The 15,432-nt window shown below is 32.7% G+C and carries 11 protein-coding genes; 2 read left to right on the top strand and 9 right to left on the bottom strand.

Annotation, left to right across the window (positions count from 1 at the left end; genetic code table 11):
* Positions 1-17 precede the first annotated feature (17 nt).
* The 9 genes from V1T75_RS12815 to V1T75_RS12775 form a co-directional block, all read right to left on the bottom strand.
* Positions 18-746 carry a lysophospholipid acyltransferase family protein gene (locus V1T75_RS12815; RefSeq protein WP_330488920.1) on the bottom strand — a complete coding sequence of 243 codons (729 nt, stop codon included), beginning with the start codon at positions 744-746 and terminating at the stop codon, positions 18-20.
* A gap of 140 nt (positions 747-886) precedes the next feature.
* Entirely contained in the window at positions 887-1,309 is a 423-nt protein-coding gene (locus V1T75_RS12810) for a hypothetical protein (protein WP_330489003.1), read from the bottom strand.
* 100 nt (positions 1,310-1,409) lie between these two features.
* Positions 1,410-4,247 carry a TonB-dependent receptor gene (locus V1T75_RS12805; RefSeq protein WP_330488919.1) on the bottom strand — a complete coding sequence of 946 codons (2,838 nt, stop codon included), beginning with the start codon at positions 4,245-4,247 and terminating at the stop codon, positions 1,410-1,412.
* A gap of 217 nt (positions 4,248-4,464) precedes the next feature.
* Positions 4,465-6,036, bottom strand: coding sequence for a glucose-6-phosphate isomerase (gene pgi, locus V1T75_RS12800; RefSeq protein WP_330488918.1), 1,572 nt, complete (start codon positions 6,034-6,036; stop codon positions 4,465-4,467).
* Between the two features lie 2 nt (positions 6,037-6,038).
* Entirely contained in the window at positions 6,039-7,319 is a 1,281-nt protein-coding gene (locus V1T75_RS12795) for a peptidoglycan DD-metalloendopeptidase family protein (RefSeq protein ID WP_330488917.1), read from the bottom strand.
* A 95-nt stretch (positions 7,320-7,414) separates the two neighbouring features.
* Complete coding sequence (locus tag V1T75_RS12790) at positions 7,415-8,194, bottom strand: DUF3108 domain-containing protein (RefSeq protein WP_330488916.1); 780 nt, start codon at positions 8,192-8,194, stop codon at positions 7,415-7,417.
* Positions 8,195-8,297: 103 nt separating this feature from the next.
* Complete coding sequence (locus V1T75_RS12785) at positions 8,298-9,215, bottom strand: tryptophan 2,3-dioxygenase family protein (protein ID WP_330488915.1); 918 nt, start codon at positions 9,213-9,215, stop codon at positions 8,298-8,300.
* Between the two features lie 93 nt (positions 9,216-9,308).
* Entirely contained in the window at positions 9,309-10,469 is a 1,161-nt protein-coding gene (gene hppD / locus V1T75_RS12780) for a 4-hydroxyphenylpyruvate dioxygenase (RefSeq protein ID WP_330488914.1), read from the bottom strand.
* A gap of 88 nt (positions 10,470-10,557) precedes the next feature.
* Entirely contained in the window at positions 10,558-11,715 is a 1,158-nt protein-coding gene (locus V1T75_RS12775) for a homogentisate 1,2-dioxygenase (RefSeq protein WP_330488913.1), read from the bottom strand.
* Between the two features lie 370 nt (positions 11,716-12,085).
* Between V1T75_RS12775 and V1T75_RS12770 the strand changes: the two genes are divergently transcribed.
* Positions 12,086-14,434 (top strand): TonB-dependent receptor domain-containing protein, encoded by a 2,349-nt coding sequence (locus V1T75_RS12770; protein ID WP_330488912.1) that lies wholly within the window; start codon positions 12,086-12,088, stop codon positions 14,432-14,434.
* Between the two features lie 50 nt (positions 14,435-14,484).
* Positions 14,485-15,219 (top strand): DUF4198 domain-containing protein, encoded by a 735-nt coding sequence (locus tag V1T75_RS12765; RefSeq protein WP_330488911.1) that lies wholly within the window; start codon positions 14,485-14,487, stop codon positions 15,217-15,219.
* Positions 15,220-15,432 lie beyond the last annotated feature (213 nt).

Here is a 15,432-nt window from a genome sequence, read left to right as displayed (position 1 = left end):
TTGTTGTTTGTTTTTGTTTAGTATATCGCAGACTTTACAGCTGCTTCAGTTTTTGCTATTAACTCATCAAACGGTAAACTGTTTACTTTTATAGGTTCGTGCGTTTTTATCTTTATTGGGCTTCCAATTCCTAACGGGAATTTTCCGTATTTAAAAACTTTCCATGAGTTGTTTATTGACAACGGAACCACATAGGCATCTGGATTGTATTTAGCAATCATTTTAAGCCCATTAACAGAGAATGTCTTTGGTTTTCCTGTTCTACTTCTTGTTCCTTCTGGAAAAATAGCCGCAGACCATTTATTTTTATTAATTCGTTTGGCGAACTTACCTAATTCAGATAAGGCTTGCTTAGGATCTTTCCTGTCAATTAAAGCTGCTCCTCCATGTTTTAAATTGAAAGAAATGCTAGGAATTCCTTTTCCTAGCTCTTTTTTGGATACAAACTTTGGGTAGTGCTTCCTAAGATACCAAATAATTGGCGGAATATCAAATGTACTTTGATGATTTGCTACAAAAATTAAAGTGGTATTTTCTGGTAAGCTATGTTTATTTTCAAATTGAACTCGAATTCCTAAAATTAATAACGATTTAATTAGAAACCAATTCATGATATTTACTACTTTTTGGTGTCCTTCTTGACCAAAAAATTTTAATCCAATCCATTGTACTGGATGGAAAATTAACAATAGAGAAAAAAACACCAATGCAAAGATTGATGAGAGAATATAACTTAAGACCTTCATTCTATTTAGTTGTTTTGTTGTTTGCTAGTTTTGTTTTTTTAAGAGCAAAAACCGTTTAGAAAACATACCGATTTCATTTTTAAAACTTTACTAGTCCGCAAAAATAGAAAATCCCGCGAAAGCGGGACTATAATTTTATCTTAAAACCAGTTGCTCCAAGGAATTCTTGAGAGAATTAGCAATAAAGCCAATCCATAGAAGATGGCAAAGGTTTTAAACTTAGCTTCGCTTTTTACTTGTTTTTTATGTTTTGACCATCCTATGGTTATTAATACTATGGCAATAATCATCATTAATGGATGCTCAATCGCTAATAAACGTGTCGTTGACTCTCCCATTACCTCGCTTCCGTTTGATTTTAAGGCTTTATACCAAGGAGACATAAAATACCATCCTAAGCCTATTAATAATTGAATGTGAGCTGTAATTAACGTAAATAACCCTAAACGGAACTCTTTATGGGTGAATTCTTTTTTTTGTACTAATCCTATAATAGCATTTACCACAGTAAAAATTAAAACTGCTAATACAATATATGCCCAATAAGAGTGCAAAGTTTTCATCATGATTTTATACATTTTAAGTTAGTGTAAAAATACTGAATTTTATGCATAAAAAAACCACCTCATATGAGGTGGTTTTATATTTTATATAGGTTGGTAATTAGAATGTATAATTTACACCAATATTCCAAGTTCTACCTAATCCGAAATATACCCTGTTATTTGTATTAATTCCTCTATAAGTATCATCTCCAGGCTTAGCTTCGATATTCGTATCAGATTCTGACATGTATAATTCGTCAGTTAAGTTACTAACATTTAATCTTAATCCAATAGAGCTATTATTTTTAAAACTATACTTATACGATAATCCAGTATCTATTAATGCATAACCTGGTAACTGAATAGTTTTTCTATTTTTAGCCTCTAAAATATCTGATGGTGAATCAGTTGAGCTTGCTCCGAAAGATTCTGGATCAATTCCTCCACCATATAAACTTCCTACATAAAAGCTACTAATATCAAATCTTAAACCTTCTGTAACTTTATAATCAAATCCTAATCTGAAAGTAGTTTGAGGTGCATCACCAACTTTTTTACCATCTAAGTATAAAGTTTGTGTTTGTTCTTGACCATTAACTAAAACAGGGTTGTTTGATTCATCAAAATACGTAGCAGTTACATCCGCACCATATTCATAATTAGCTATAGACCCCATTAAGCTTACTGTTAAATTTCCAAATTTTGCAGTAGCATCCAACTCAACACCTTGGTGAACTTGTTCAACGCCTTCTAAGTTAGCAGTACCTCTTACTTCATTCGCTTGACCTCTATTAAAAGTAGCAGATGCTCTTAAGAATCTATCTTTCCAAGATGTTCTATATAAGTTTAAGTTAACACTATAGTTTTCATGACGGAAGCCATAACCTACTTCTAATCCTAAGATTTTTTCGTTTGTTAACCCTTCATTTACGTTATTATCATTATAATTAGGGAAAACCGCATCAAATAAAGGTTGCTTAGAATAGAAACCAGCATTACCAAAAATGTTATGCTCTTCATTTATATTCCAATTAAGACCACCTTTTACGTTTCCTCCCCATAAATTTTGCCAATCAGACTCTTGTTCTGGGTCAGAATCTAAATAGTTAAAATAATCGATTCTTTTAAAACCTTGACGAGAAACAGCTGCTTGAATAAATGCAGAAATATCGTCATTCTTATACTCTAACTGAGTAAATCCGCCTAGCCAGTTTACTTTACCGTCATTGTAATAATCTACTTTTACTTCGTCATCTACATTGGAAAATACATTTAAGATGTTTGAAATAGAAGGCTCATAAGTTTCTGTTACTACATTACCTAAATTATTTATATCATCATTATCAATGTAAGCATCTGCCCCCATTAAATCAACTAACCTTCTATAGTGAATTCCTTTATAAGTTCTTAAATCAACACCAAAATCAAGTGTTAAATTCTCATTTAATTTTGTATTAAAGTTAGAAATAACCCCAAACCAGTTGTGTGAATTCATTGAAGATCTTTGAGTAATTCCATTCTCAGGACTATATCTCCAGTTTCTATCGTATCCAGGTATTAAGCTACTATGAGGTGTATTACTGTTATTCCCATTAATAAACTGTCCTTGAATAGAAGCTGGGCCACCTTCTCCTCCTGTATATCCTTCTCTATCACTTCCAAAATCAGGAACTGATTGTCCAGAATTCCATGCTACGATATCATCAAAACGAATTAATCCATTTCTATCTTTTAAATCGTTAGAATATGATTGATTCCCATTTATACGTCCTAAAGAACCAATTGATCCTCCACGTCCTAAAGAAGCATATAAAACTGTAGACAGCTTAGAGTTATCATTTATGTTCCAATCCCAGTTTAAAGATGCTACTGGTTTGTGATAGAAGTTTCCACTAAAAGTATCTTCTTTTCCATTTCTATAACCCCAATCAGAATTATATCTTCTGTTTGGTTCTCCATTACTACCATACTGAATATAAGTGGCTATACTTGGTGCAAAGCCTCTTTGGTTATGCCTTTGAGGCGCACCAGTAATTGTTAGTTGTAAATTATGATTATCATTTGGTCTGTATCCAAATGCTAAATAATAGCTATACCCTTCGAATTCAGTACCATTAACATAACCATCTCCATTTGTTCTACCAAATAAAGCAGAAACAGACATACCATTTTCTAATAAACCTGTGTTGTAAGAAACAGTTGTTTTTAAGTAGTTATCATTACCTACACTAGCATAAACTCTACCTCCTTCTTTCTTATCAGCAGAACTAGTTAATACATTTATAGTACCACCAACAGAAGAAATTGCTAATTTAGAAGAACCTAGACCTCTTTGTACTTGCATTGCAGAAGTAACATCTGATAAACCTGCCCAGTTAGACCAATACACCCATCCGTTTTCCATATCATTAACAGGCATACCATTAATCATAACTGCAGTATTTCTTTGATCAAAACCACGAATATTGATTCTTGAATCTCCAAAACCACCTCCTTGTTTAGTAGCATATACAGAAGGAGTTGTGTTTAAAATCTCTGGAAATTCTTTTGATCCTAATTTCTCTTGAATTTCAGCAGCTTTAATAGTAGAAACAGCAACTGGTGTACTTCTATCTTTCGCTATATCAACAACTCCAGTGATAATAATTTCTCCTAACACATTAGAAGGCTCTAAAGCAATTGTTCCTAAATCAGAAGCTCCTGAAAAAGAAACTTCTTTGTTGGTATAACCAACAAACGATACTACTACTGCTCCTGAATTAGAACTAGCGTTTAGTATGAATTTTCCATCAAAATCAGTTGCAGATCCGTTTGTAGTTCCTTTTACTACAACGTTAGCTCCTGGTAATGGTTCCCCCATTTCGTCAACTACTGTACCAGTAATTTTTGTTTGACCTAAAACTGTAGCTGTTACAAAGAACAAAGCTACAAGTAATACATTTTTAAATGTTTTCATTTTTTAATCTAATTGTTATTAAATGCAGGTGCAAATATCCCGCTTTTACCTATTGCTAATATTAACTTAATGTTAAGTTTTAACAAGAAATTAAGACAAGGTAATATACAAAAATGCACACTAAACACTGATTAACAGCGATTTAATTTTCAACACCCTTATTAACAAAATCTATATATATGTTAAAAAACCAAAAAGAAATACGATTGAGCAGTATTTAATCGTTTCTAAGTTTTTTTTGAGCTAGTTCTTTTCCTAATTCTACACCAAACTGATCATATGAGAATATATTCCATATAACTCCTTGGGTAAAAATTTTATGTTCATACATCGCTAAAAGCATCCCCAGAGAATAGGGAGTTATTTTTTTAAAAACTATTGAATTACTAGGGTGGTTTCCTTTAAAAATTTTATACGGTAAAAGACTATTAACCTGATTTAATTGATTGTTTGTCTTTAAGTCTAAATGGGCTTCTTGTTTTGTTCTCCCAAAAGCTAATGCATCCTGTTGCGCAGAATAATTTGCAAGCAATTTTTCATGATGATCTTCTAAATGATGTAGCGGTTCTTTGAAACCAATAAAATCAACTGGTATTAATTTAGTTCCGTGATGCAATAACTGCATAAAGGCATGCTGAGAATTCACACCTGTCCCACCCCAAACAATGGTTCCTGTTTGATAACCAACTCGATTTCCATTCCTATCTACATCTTTCCCATTGCTTTCCATCACAGCCTGTTGTAAATAAGTCGGAAGTTTTTCTAAATATTCGCTGTAAGGTAATATCATTTCTGTTTCAGCTCCAAAAAAATTATTATACCAGATACTTAAAAGAGCCAATATAACGGGTATATTTTCATTGAAATTAGCTGTTTTAAAATGCTCGTCCATTTTCTCAGCACCTCTTAACAATTCTTCAAAATTGTCAAACCCTAAGGATAAAGAAATTGACAAACCGACGGTTGACCAAAGAGAGAATCGACCTCCAACCCAATCCCACATTGGGAATACATTCTTCTTGTCGATTCCAAAATTATCAACTGCTTTCATATTAGACGACACTGCTACAAAATGTTTGGAAACATCAAAAACAGTAGCTGATTTTAAAAACCAATCTCTTATCGTATTTGCGTTGTTAATAGTTTCTTGGGTTGTAAAACTTTTAGAAACAATAACAAAAAGGGTTGTTTCTGGGTTTATCTTTTTTAAAATTTCAGAAACATGATCTCCGTCAATATTTGATACAAAGTGAGTGTTTAACTTATTTTTGTAAAACTGTAATGCTTCAACAACCATTTTAGGACCTAAATCTGATCCGCCAACACCAATATTGACAATATCTGTAATTGATTTTCCCGTATATCCTTTCCACTTACCTGAAATAACCTTATTACTAAAAGCTTTCATCTTTCGTAAAGCTGTTTTAATTTTAGGTCTTATATCTTTTCCATCAACAAAAACAGGAACATCAGTACTACTTCTTAAAGCAGTATGTAATACCGCTCTATTCTCTGTTACATTAATTTTATCTCCTGAAAAATATTTTTCAATAGCATCTTTTAGTTCAACTTCTTCTGCTAAAGAAATCAACAAGTCAATTGTTTCTTGTGTTATCCTATTTTTTGAGTAATCCACAAACAATTCATCCAAGCAAACTGTAAACTCATTTTCTCTGCTTTTACTGATACGAAACAACTCTCTTAATTCACAATCTTTCGTTTCTTCAAAATGTTTAGTTAAATCTGTCCAAGCATTGGTTTCTGTTGGATTTATATTTTGTAAAGGCATAGTTAATTCGTAGCTAAGATTTCTTTTTCTTTAAAAGATAGGGGTTCTGGTTGCGGTAAGGTTATACTGTCTAACTGTCTTTTTAATGGTTTTATATATTCTAAATATGCGGGTTTTATTTTTGGATCCAACGGCTCAGCAGAAGGCAGTTTTTCACGAAATGGATCTACTTGTCGCCCATTTTTCCAAAAACGGTAACAAACATGAGGGCCACTCGTATTACCCGTCATACCTACCCAACCTATAATATCTCCTTGCTTAACATATTCGCCAACCCTAACTTTCCTCCTTTTCATATGTAAATACTGTGTTGTATAAGTACTATTATGCTTTACTTTTACATAGTTCCCATTCCCTCCTCTTCTTGCAGATTCTACAACGGTTCCACTTGCAGTGGTCATAATAGGAGTTCCGTACCTAGCAGCAAAATCGGTTCCTTTATGAGCTCTAACTCTGTTTCCGTATAACTTTATACGTCTTCTTAAATTATAACGCGATGATATTCTATATTGAAATTTAATCGGTGACTTTAAAAATGCTCTTCGTAACATATTTCCTTCTTGATCGTAATATTCAGGAATTTTTTTTACCGAATCGGCTACATATCTGTAAGCATACAAATCTTCTCCGTTATGCTTAAAAATTGCCGCCTTAACTTTGCCATATCCGACAAAAGTAGTATCGTTGATAAACTTTTCTTCAAAAATCAACTTAAATGTGTCTCCTTTTTGCAAACGATAAAAATCCAATGTCCAGGCATAAATATCTGCAACCGTATTTGTTAATGTTGGCTTTAACTGTAAACTATCCATCGTAACTGATAAGTTCGAATATATTTTACCTGCTATTTCCTTTTCAACCGTTTTTATCTTTTTTCTGTGTTTATACGCTGAAATTATGGAGTCTGAAAAATTGATAACAGTCGACTCCACTTTATTATGTTTATAAATAAAAACTTGGGCTTGTTCTAAAGTGTCTTTAGAAGCTAAAATTGTATATGCTCTTCCAGAGCGTACTCTTCGAACATCAAAAGTATCTTTTATTTTGGTTGCTATTTCATTAATCTTAGGATACATCACATGATGTCTATCCATAATAACCCCAAAACTTTCTCCACTCTTAATTGTATCATTAATAACCTTGTAGTTATCTAAATTAAACCCGTAAGCCATAATTGGCTTCGGCTTTTCTATCTTAACAGGTTCTTGTACGACGACCTTTTTTTCTTTTTTACAAGAAAAGAAAAGGCTTACAATAATGAGTGTGAAAATGATTTTTTTCAAAAAAAAGCTGCTTTAAATTTGAGTTTATGCGCAAAAGTACAAATAAATACTATTTTTTCTCCTACTTTAACAAATCTTAAACAGCTAACATGTTTTTAGTCTATTATTATTATTTCAAAAGGATTCGCTAAGCCCTTATAAGCATCTAATTCTGCACGAAGTGAACCAACAGCTAAAGAAGCTTTCATTTTTACGGGTATTTTATTATCATCTGCAGTAATCCAAATAGTAACACTTTCTTTTGCCTTAAAAACTCTACCTGCCTGTACCAAAGGCCTAAATTTTTGTGTTTTCACCTTTCCAAACTTGGTTTTAACTGTTTCGTACCCCAAAAATCGTAATTTAAATGGATAACTTTTATCATCAAAAAACATATCTAACCTTATTTCTTGTCCTTTTTTTAAACTTTCAGTATCTTGACTTCTTAGAAAATAGAACGTAGAAATCATATCTTGTGGAGATCTAACAGATATCAATGTGTCTTTTTTCTTCAAAAAATCTTGCACATATGCTGTATTCTTGTTATGATTAAAAGTGATATGACGGTTCTTTTTATGTCCTCCCTCATCTATTTTTCTTTTAAACAAATAAGGTTCTACTTTATCTATTCCAAAATAACTCTCATATCGATCATCAACTTTAAAGAACCAGCTAATTACACCTGTTGTTTTACCTGTTCCTATAGCATGCAATACTTTTTGGTTATTTAAATTCTTTTCTTTTAGTTGCAAAACAGCGGTTCCTGCTTTTAAAAAGCCACTATAACTCATATCAAAACGAAGCCATTCACCACTTTTATAGGCTTGTGGTTTACTTTGTGCAAAAAAATTTTGTGCAACTACCAAAAATGTAAAAAATAATATTCTTTTCCTCATAATGTTCAAACTTATGAAAATTCATAGACAATTACCATTCCAAAATTTAAAAAAGCTGGTTAACAGAACATTAAACAGCTTTTATTTTATTGTTAGGGGGAGTTTAAAAAGTTCCCCAGTTTTTCAATTCTTCTTCGTTCCATAGATATGGAAAGAAAATTCTTCTTTGGTATTTTGGATGTAAGTACTTACGCCAGTTACTTCCTCCTGTAGCTTCTATATCTCCATCACTTCCTCCCAAATATTTTCCTGCAGCATTGTAATGTGCCATTACCCATTTTACATTTACTGTATAATCATAATGACGCATTGCCTTGATTAGCTCTTCATTTTCTTGAACTTCTTCAGGCAATTGCTTGAATTTTTTTGAAAGATTACAATCGTTATAATCTTCCATAAAATCTATAAAATCACCCATATACTTTTTCTCAAACAACTTTAAAAGCGTTGTCTTTTGTCCCGTTGAGTAGTTTTTCCCTGCTGCCTGCCAGTATAGGTGATCATAAGCATTTTTAAACGACGAATTTCTATCAATTGTATCTCTATAACGAGCGTCTATTAAATTAATAAGGTCTGTAGAAGCAAATTCAATTTTACGATATTGTGCGCTTTGAAATCCACTTGCTGGAGTTAGTGTATTACGGAATTTTAAGTATTGGTCTACATCCATTCCATCACCCATAACTGAAAACGAGCTGCATAACATATCAAAGTAACGGCTTATACGCATTAAGTGTTTTGAAAACTTTTCTGCAGAAATTTCTGATGATTTTGCCACCTGTTCAATTTCCCATAAAATCATTTTAAACAACAATTCATTTACCTGATGATACATGATAAATACCATTTCATCTGGTAATGTAGTTCGGGGTATTTGCAACCCTAAAAGGGCATCTGTTTGAATATAATCCCAATAGGTTATAGGCTCACTCCAAAGCAGCCCTTCGAGCATTGCTTCAACAGGAACCCCTAATTTATCGTACTTTTCTTCTATTGCTTTTAATATTTCTTCTTTGCTCATTTTACATTTGTTTGAGAAAAAAGAAAAGAGAAAAGAGAAAATAGACCGTAAAACCATCTATTTTCTTTTCTCTTTTTTCTATTATCTATTAGTCTATAACGTTCCTCTTAATTCTTGTTCTCTTTCTATTGACTCGAATAATGCTTTAAAGTTTCCTGCTCCAAAACCTCGAGCTCCCATGCGTTGAATGATTTCAAAGAATAATGTAGGACGATCTTCAACTGGCTTTGTAAAAATTTGCAATAAGTACCCTTCTTCATCGGCATCAATCATAATTCCTAAAGACTTTAGTTTTTCAATGTCTTCTCTTAACTCATGACTAAATTCCTCTAACCTTCCAGGAACTGCTTGATAATATGCTTCTGGTGGAGTTGATAAAAACTCTACCCCTTGAGATTTTAATTGACTTACTGTTTTTATAATATCATCAGTTGCTACTGCAATATGTTGTACGCCTGCTCCTTCATAAAAATCTAAATACTCTTCAATTTGAGAGCGCTTTTTCCCTTCAGCTGGCTCGTTAATTGGAAATTTAATTCTTCCATTTCCATTAGACATTACTTTACTCATTAAAGCTGAGTATTCTGTATGAATTTGCTTATCATCAAATGATAAGAAGTTTTCAAATCCCATTACATCTTCATACCATTTTACCCAAACGTCCATCTGATTCCAACCAACATTCCCTACCATGTGATCGATATACTTTAACCCTGCTGCTGGTGGGTTATAATCTGATTCCCATTTTTGGAATCCTGGCAAAAATGTTCCGTTATAGTTTTTACGCTCAACAAACATATGAACTGTTTCCCCATACGTGTATATTCCTGCCCTTACAACCTCACCGTACTCATCTGTTTCAACAGTTGGCTCCATATATGACTTCGCTCCTCTTGAAGTCGTTTCTTCATATGCTTTTCTTGCATCTTCAACCCAAAGTGCCACTACTTTAACTCCGTCACCATGTTTAACAATATGCTCATTAATTGGTGATTTACTGTTTAATGGTGTTGTTAAAACTAATTTGATTTTGTCTTGTTTTAACACATAACTTACTTCTTCTTTAGAACCAGTTTCCAACCCTTTATAAGCATGTGATTGGAAACCAAAAGCTGTTTTATAAAAATGTGCTGCTTGTTTTGCGTTTCCTACATAAAATTCAACATAATCTGTTCCTAAAAGTGGTAAGAAGTCTTGTGCTCCTTCAAATATTTTTTCTAAACCGTAGTTTACTGATTTTATTTCTTTTGACATTTCTCTCTATTTTGAAAATTTGATAATTAGTTAATTTGAAAATTGAATTGACACATTTTCAAATTGTCATATTTATATGTATGCTGAGCTACTCTAACCAAGATTTATAATAATCTTCGTCTGCTATTTTCATCGCTTCTTCAGTTACTTTTAACGGCTTAAAAGTATCTACCATTACTGCTAGTTCTTCAGTTACAGTTTCACCGATACTTCTCTCAGTAGCTCCAGGATGTGGTCCGTGAGGAATACCTGCCGGATGTAATGAAATATGACCTGGTGCAATGTCGTTTCTACTCATAAAATCTCCATCTACATAGTACAGTACTTCGTCAGAATCAATATTACTGTGGTTGTATGGTGCGGGAATCGCTTGTGGATGGTAATCGTACAATCTTGGGACAAAACTACAGATGACAAAAGCATCTGTTTCAAAAGTTTGATGTACTGGTGGTGGTTGATGTATACGCCCTGTTATAGGTTCAAAATCGTGAATTGAAAAAGCATACGGATAATTATATCCATCATACCCAACAACATCAAAAGGATGGGTTGCATACACCATTTCAATAATTTCGTTTTGTTTTTTCACATTGATAATGAAATCTCCTTTTTCGTTATGGGTTTCTAACTCTTCTGGTCTACGGATATCACGCTCACAGAATGGCGAGTGCTCTAGTAATTGACCAAACCAGTTACGGTATCTTTTAGGAGTATATACTGGACGATAAGATTCTACAATAAACAACCTGTTATCCTCCGTATCGAAATCTAATTTATATATAATTCCTCGAGGAATTACTAAGTAATCACCGTATTTAAAATCTAAGTTCCCTAACATCGTACGTAATTTCCCAGTTCCTTTATGGATAAAAATTACCTCATCTGCATCGGTATTCTTGTAAAAATATTCTTTGGTAGATTCTTTTGGAGCTGCTAAAATGATATTACAATCAGAATTGGTAAGTACTACTTTTCTACTTTTTAAATAGTCATTTTCTGGCGGTACTTGAAATCCTCTAAAACGATACGATTGAATATTATTTTCCTTCGCTACTTTGGGTGCTACCGAATATTGTTTGCGGATTTCTTTGACCATAGTTGGTCTGTATTCATGGTAACTGTTGGTAGACATCCCGTCAAAACCAATCGTACCAAACAATTGTTCGTAATATAAACTTCCGTCTTCTTTACGAAACTGAATGTGTCGCTTGTGTGGAATTTTTCCTAATTTATGATAAAAAGGCATTTTTAATTAATTTGATAATTCAACAATATGTTAATTTTACAATTAACACTCTTCCTTTATTTAGTCAGCTCATACTACTTACTACATACATCGTGACTAAATCACAAAATCAATCAATAATAGTTACTCTGGATTCCGTTTTATCATAAACTTTAAATGCGCTAAAAGATCTTTCCAATGCATTTTAAATAGGTTTTTTAGTTGCGTTTTACAAATATACCAAATTTAAAAAGATGTTGATATCTCATTAAATTTCAAAATTTTAGTTTTTTTTATTTAAAATTAGTCTAAATAAATTTTGACACTTACGGCTCTTGGAATATATTTGCCTTGTTAAATAATTTTTATTAAATCTAAATAAATAAACAAAATGAAGAAAATTGTACCTATATCGTTGGTATTGTTTTTATTTATTACGACAACATTAGTTGCCCAAAACAATTCTATTAAGGGAATCATTGTATCTGACAATAATGATTTCCTCGCTTCAGTAAATATAACTCTATCTCCAACTAATAAAGGGCTTGTAAGCAATGAAAAAGGGGAGTTTGAGTTTAGAGACTTAAAAAAAGGTAAATATGTAGTTAATTTATCAATGGTTGGTTTTGAAAGAAAAACAATTACCGTAAAACTTAAGAGTAACGAATCTAAAAACCTCGGTAAAATTGTTCTTAAAGAGGCAATTGATCAATTAGATGAAGTTACAATTGATGGTGTAAAAAACAGGTATGCTAAAAACAACGTATCCAATTCTTTACGTTTAAAAACTCCAATTAAACAATTACCACAAAACGTTCAAGTTGTTGGCACAGAAATACTGCAAGATCAACTTGTTACAAACATGTTAGAAGGTGCATTTAGAAACGTTAGTGGTGTTAGCAATATAGAGCATTGGGGACATTTTGCTCGTGTTAACATGCGTGGATTCAGATTACCTGCTTTTAGAAATGGAGTCAATATTCAAGATTCATGGGGACCATTATCTGAAGATACTTTTATGGTAGATCGTATTGAGTTTGTCAAAGGCCCATCAGGCTTTATGATGGCTGCTGGTGAACCTGGAGGTTTTTACAACGTCGTAACCAAAAAACCTACAGAAGAAAAAATGGGAACTGTAAACTTAATGGCTGGTAGTTTTGACACTTATAGAGCGGCGGCTGACTTTGGTGGTGCTTTGACAAGTGACAAGCGCTTATTAGCTCGTTTAAATGTTTTATATCAAAATACAGGAAGTCATAGAAAATTTGAAGATACCGAACGTATAGGTATCGCTCCTTCTTTATCTTATAAAATAACAGATAAAACTAACTTCTTAACCGAGTTTTCTTTCCAAAAACTTAACACTCTCATTGGTGCAGCTTATATATTTGGCCCTGTTGACAAAGGGTTTGGTAGCCTCCCTAAAGATTTTGCTATGGTTGATAGTAATTTCCCAGACACTGATATTAAAGAAGTTAGCTTACTAAACCAACTAACTCATAACTTTAACGAAAACTGGTCTGTGGAAGCAAAATATGTAACAATGCTTTACACACAAGAAGGAGCTTCTGCTTGGTTAGGTAGCATACAAAATAATGGTGATGCTATTAGAAGTGTAAGTATATGGGACGCTATTTCTGAAAGCGAATACTTTCAATTGTATGCGAACGGAAAATTCAATACAGGAGCTATTAGCCATAAAGTGATGGGAGGCTTTGATTATACCGACAAAGAGTATTTTGCTGATTTTAGTCAAGCTGGTACGGTAGACACCCCTGCAAATCCGTTTAATATTTATAACCCAACTTATGGAGATCGAGTTTTTCCAGTATTTAACAGAAGTACCCCTTTAAAAGAACGTGCTAGTTTATATACCTACGGAACAAGAATTAACTCTTTGTACGCACAAGATGAAATAGGCCTTTTAGAGAATAAAATACGCTTAACATTAGCGGGTAGGTATACTGAATTACAGCCTAAAGGGGATATTACCACTAAAAAATTCACTCCTAGAATTGGTTTGAGTGCTGATATTACTCCGCAAATTACCGCTTATGGATTATACGACCAATCATTCTTAGCAAATGATGCTATTGATAATACTGGAAAAAGATTTGATCCTATTGAAGGAACTATTTACGAAGCTGGTTTAAAAACCAATTGGTTAAACGGCAAAATAAACGCTTCATTAAGTGCATACATTATCAATAAAAACAACATGACTACTAGCGATCCTACCGATCCTACCCGCCAGTTTAGCATTTTACTCGGAGAAGTAGAGTCGAAAGGTTTTGAATTTGATATGCAAGCGCACATTACAAGTGAATTGGACTTACTGTTAAATTACGCCAATACAAATGTTGAGATTGCAAAATCTGACATTCCAAATACCGTAGGAACAAGAATTGCTGGACATGCAAAACATATCACTAATGGGTGGTTAAATTATAACTTTAATGAGAATTCAGCCCTGAAAGGTTTTGGCCTTTCTCTAGGATATCAATATTTAGTAGATAGATCTTCTTGGGCTTGGAATGCAGACAACAAAACAGAATTACCAGACTACTTTAGAATGGATGGAGGTATTCATTGGAAGAACAACAAATTACGTGTTGCTTTAAATATCAACAATATTTTAAACAAACATTTGTATTCTGGTGCAAACTACGGAACGTACTTATACTGGCAATCTGAACCAGGAATTAATGGTAGAGTATCTCTTACTTATAACTTATTCTAACAAACTAAAAACCACCTATTTTCTTAGGTGGTTTTATAAACTATTAAAAAATGAAAAAATCAATTTTAACAATACTATTTTTAACAGTAATTAGTAATTCTTTTGCTCATTACTTATGGATTGAAACCAACCCTACAGGAAAACTAAACAACGAACACGAAATTAAAATTCGTTTCGGAGAATTTTCTGAAGGTGTTATTGAAAAGGTAGGAGAAGATAATTATAACAATGTAAAAGACTTTACTATTTGGTTAATCGCCCCTGATGGAAGTAAGACCTCTTTACAAACAATCGCTAAAAACGATTACTATAGCACTTCTTTTGTTCCGCAACAAAAAGGAACCTATACTATTGCCGTAGATAACAAGAAAATAAAAGTGTTTGACTATACAAAATACGATTATACAATCTTTAAACCAGAATATCACGCAAAAGCACGAGTGGTTGTTGGCAACTCTATTAGTAAATTAAAAAGTACCAACCCTAAAGGAATTGAAATTATTGATATCACTCCAAAGCATCATAAAAACACTGATGAAATCACTTTAAAAGTATTGTATAAAAATTCAGCCTTAAAATATGGAGAAGTTACATTGTTTGCTGAAGGTAAATGGTTTGTAAAAGAAAAAACTGACGAAAAAGGACTCGTTACTTTCAAATTACCTAAAAAAACTATGTATACAGTAGAAACTACTTATGAAGAAAAAACTCCTGGCACTTTCAAAGGAGATGACTATAAAATTATTTGGCACTGCGCTACATATTTTATCAATAACCAACTATAAGCTTCAGTGATAAGTTTTAACTAACATGAATAGCCATATTATTAAATATTGCAAACACAAAGCTCTAAACTTTTATGTTTAGGGTTTTGTCCTTTCCATAAACCCTTATGAAAACAGTTACTTTTCTTATTATTTTTCTCGGATGCTATAACTTATACAACTCCTCTGAAAAAGCTTATTCAGCTGATAATCTTGCCTTTCAAAAATGGTTTC

This window comes from Tenacibaculum sp. FZY0031 (assembly GCF_036350695.1).
Classification (GTDB): domain Bacteria; phylum Bacteroidota; class Bacteroidia; order Flavobacteriales; family Flavobacteriaceae; genus Polaribacter.
The sequence above is the reverse complement of the archived record's forward strand: the minus strand, read 5'-3'. Positions and strand labels throughout refer to the sequence as shown.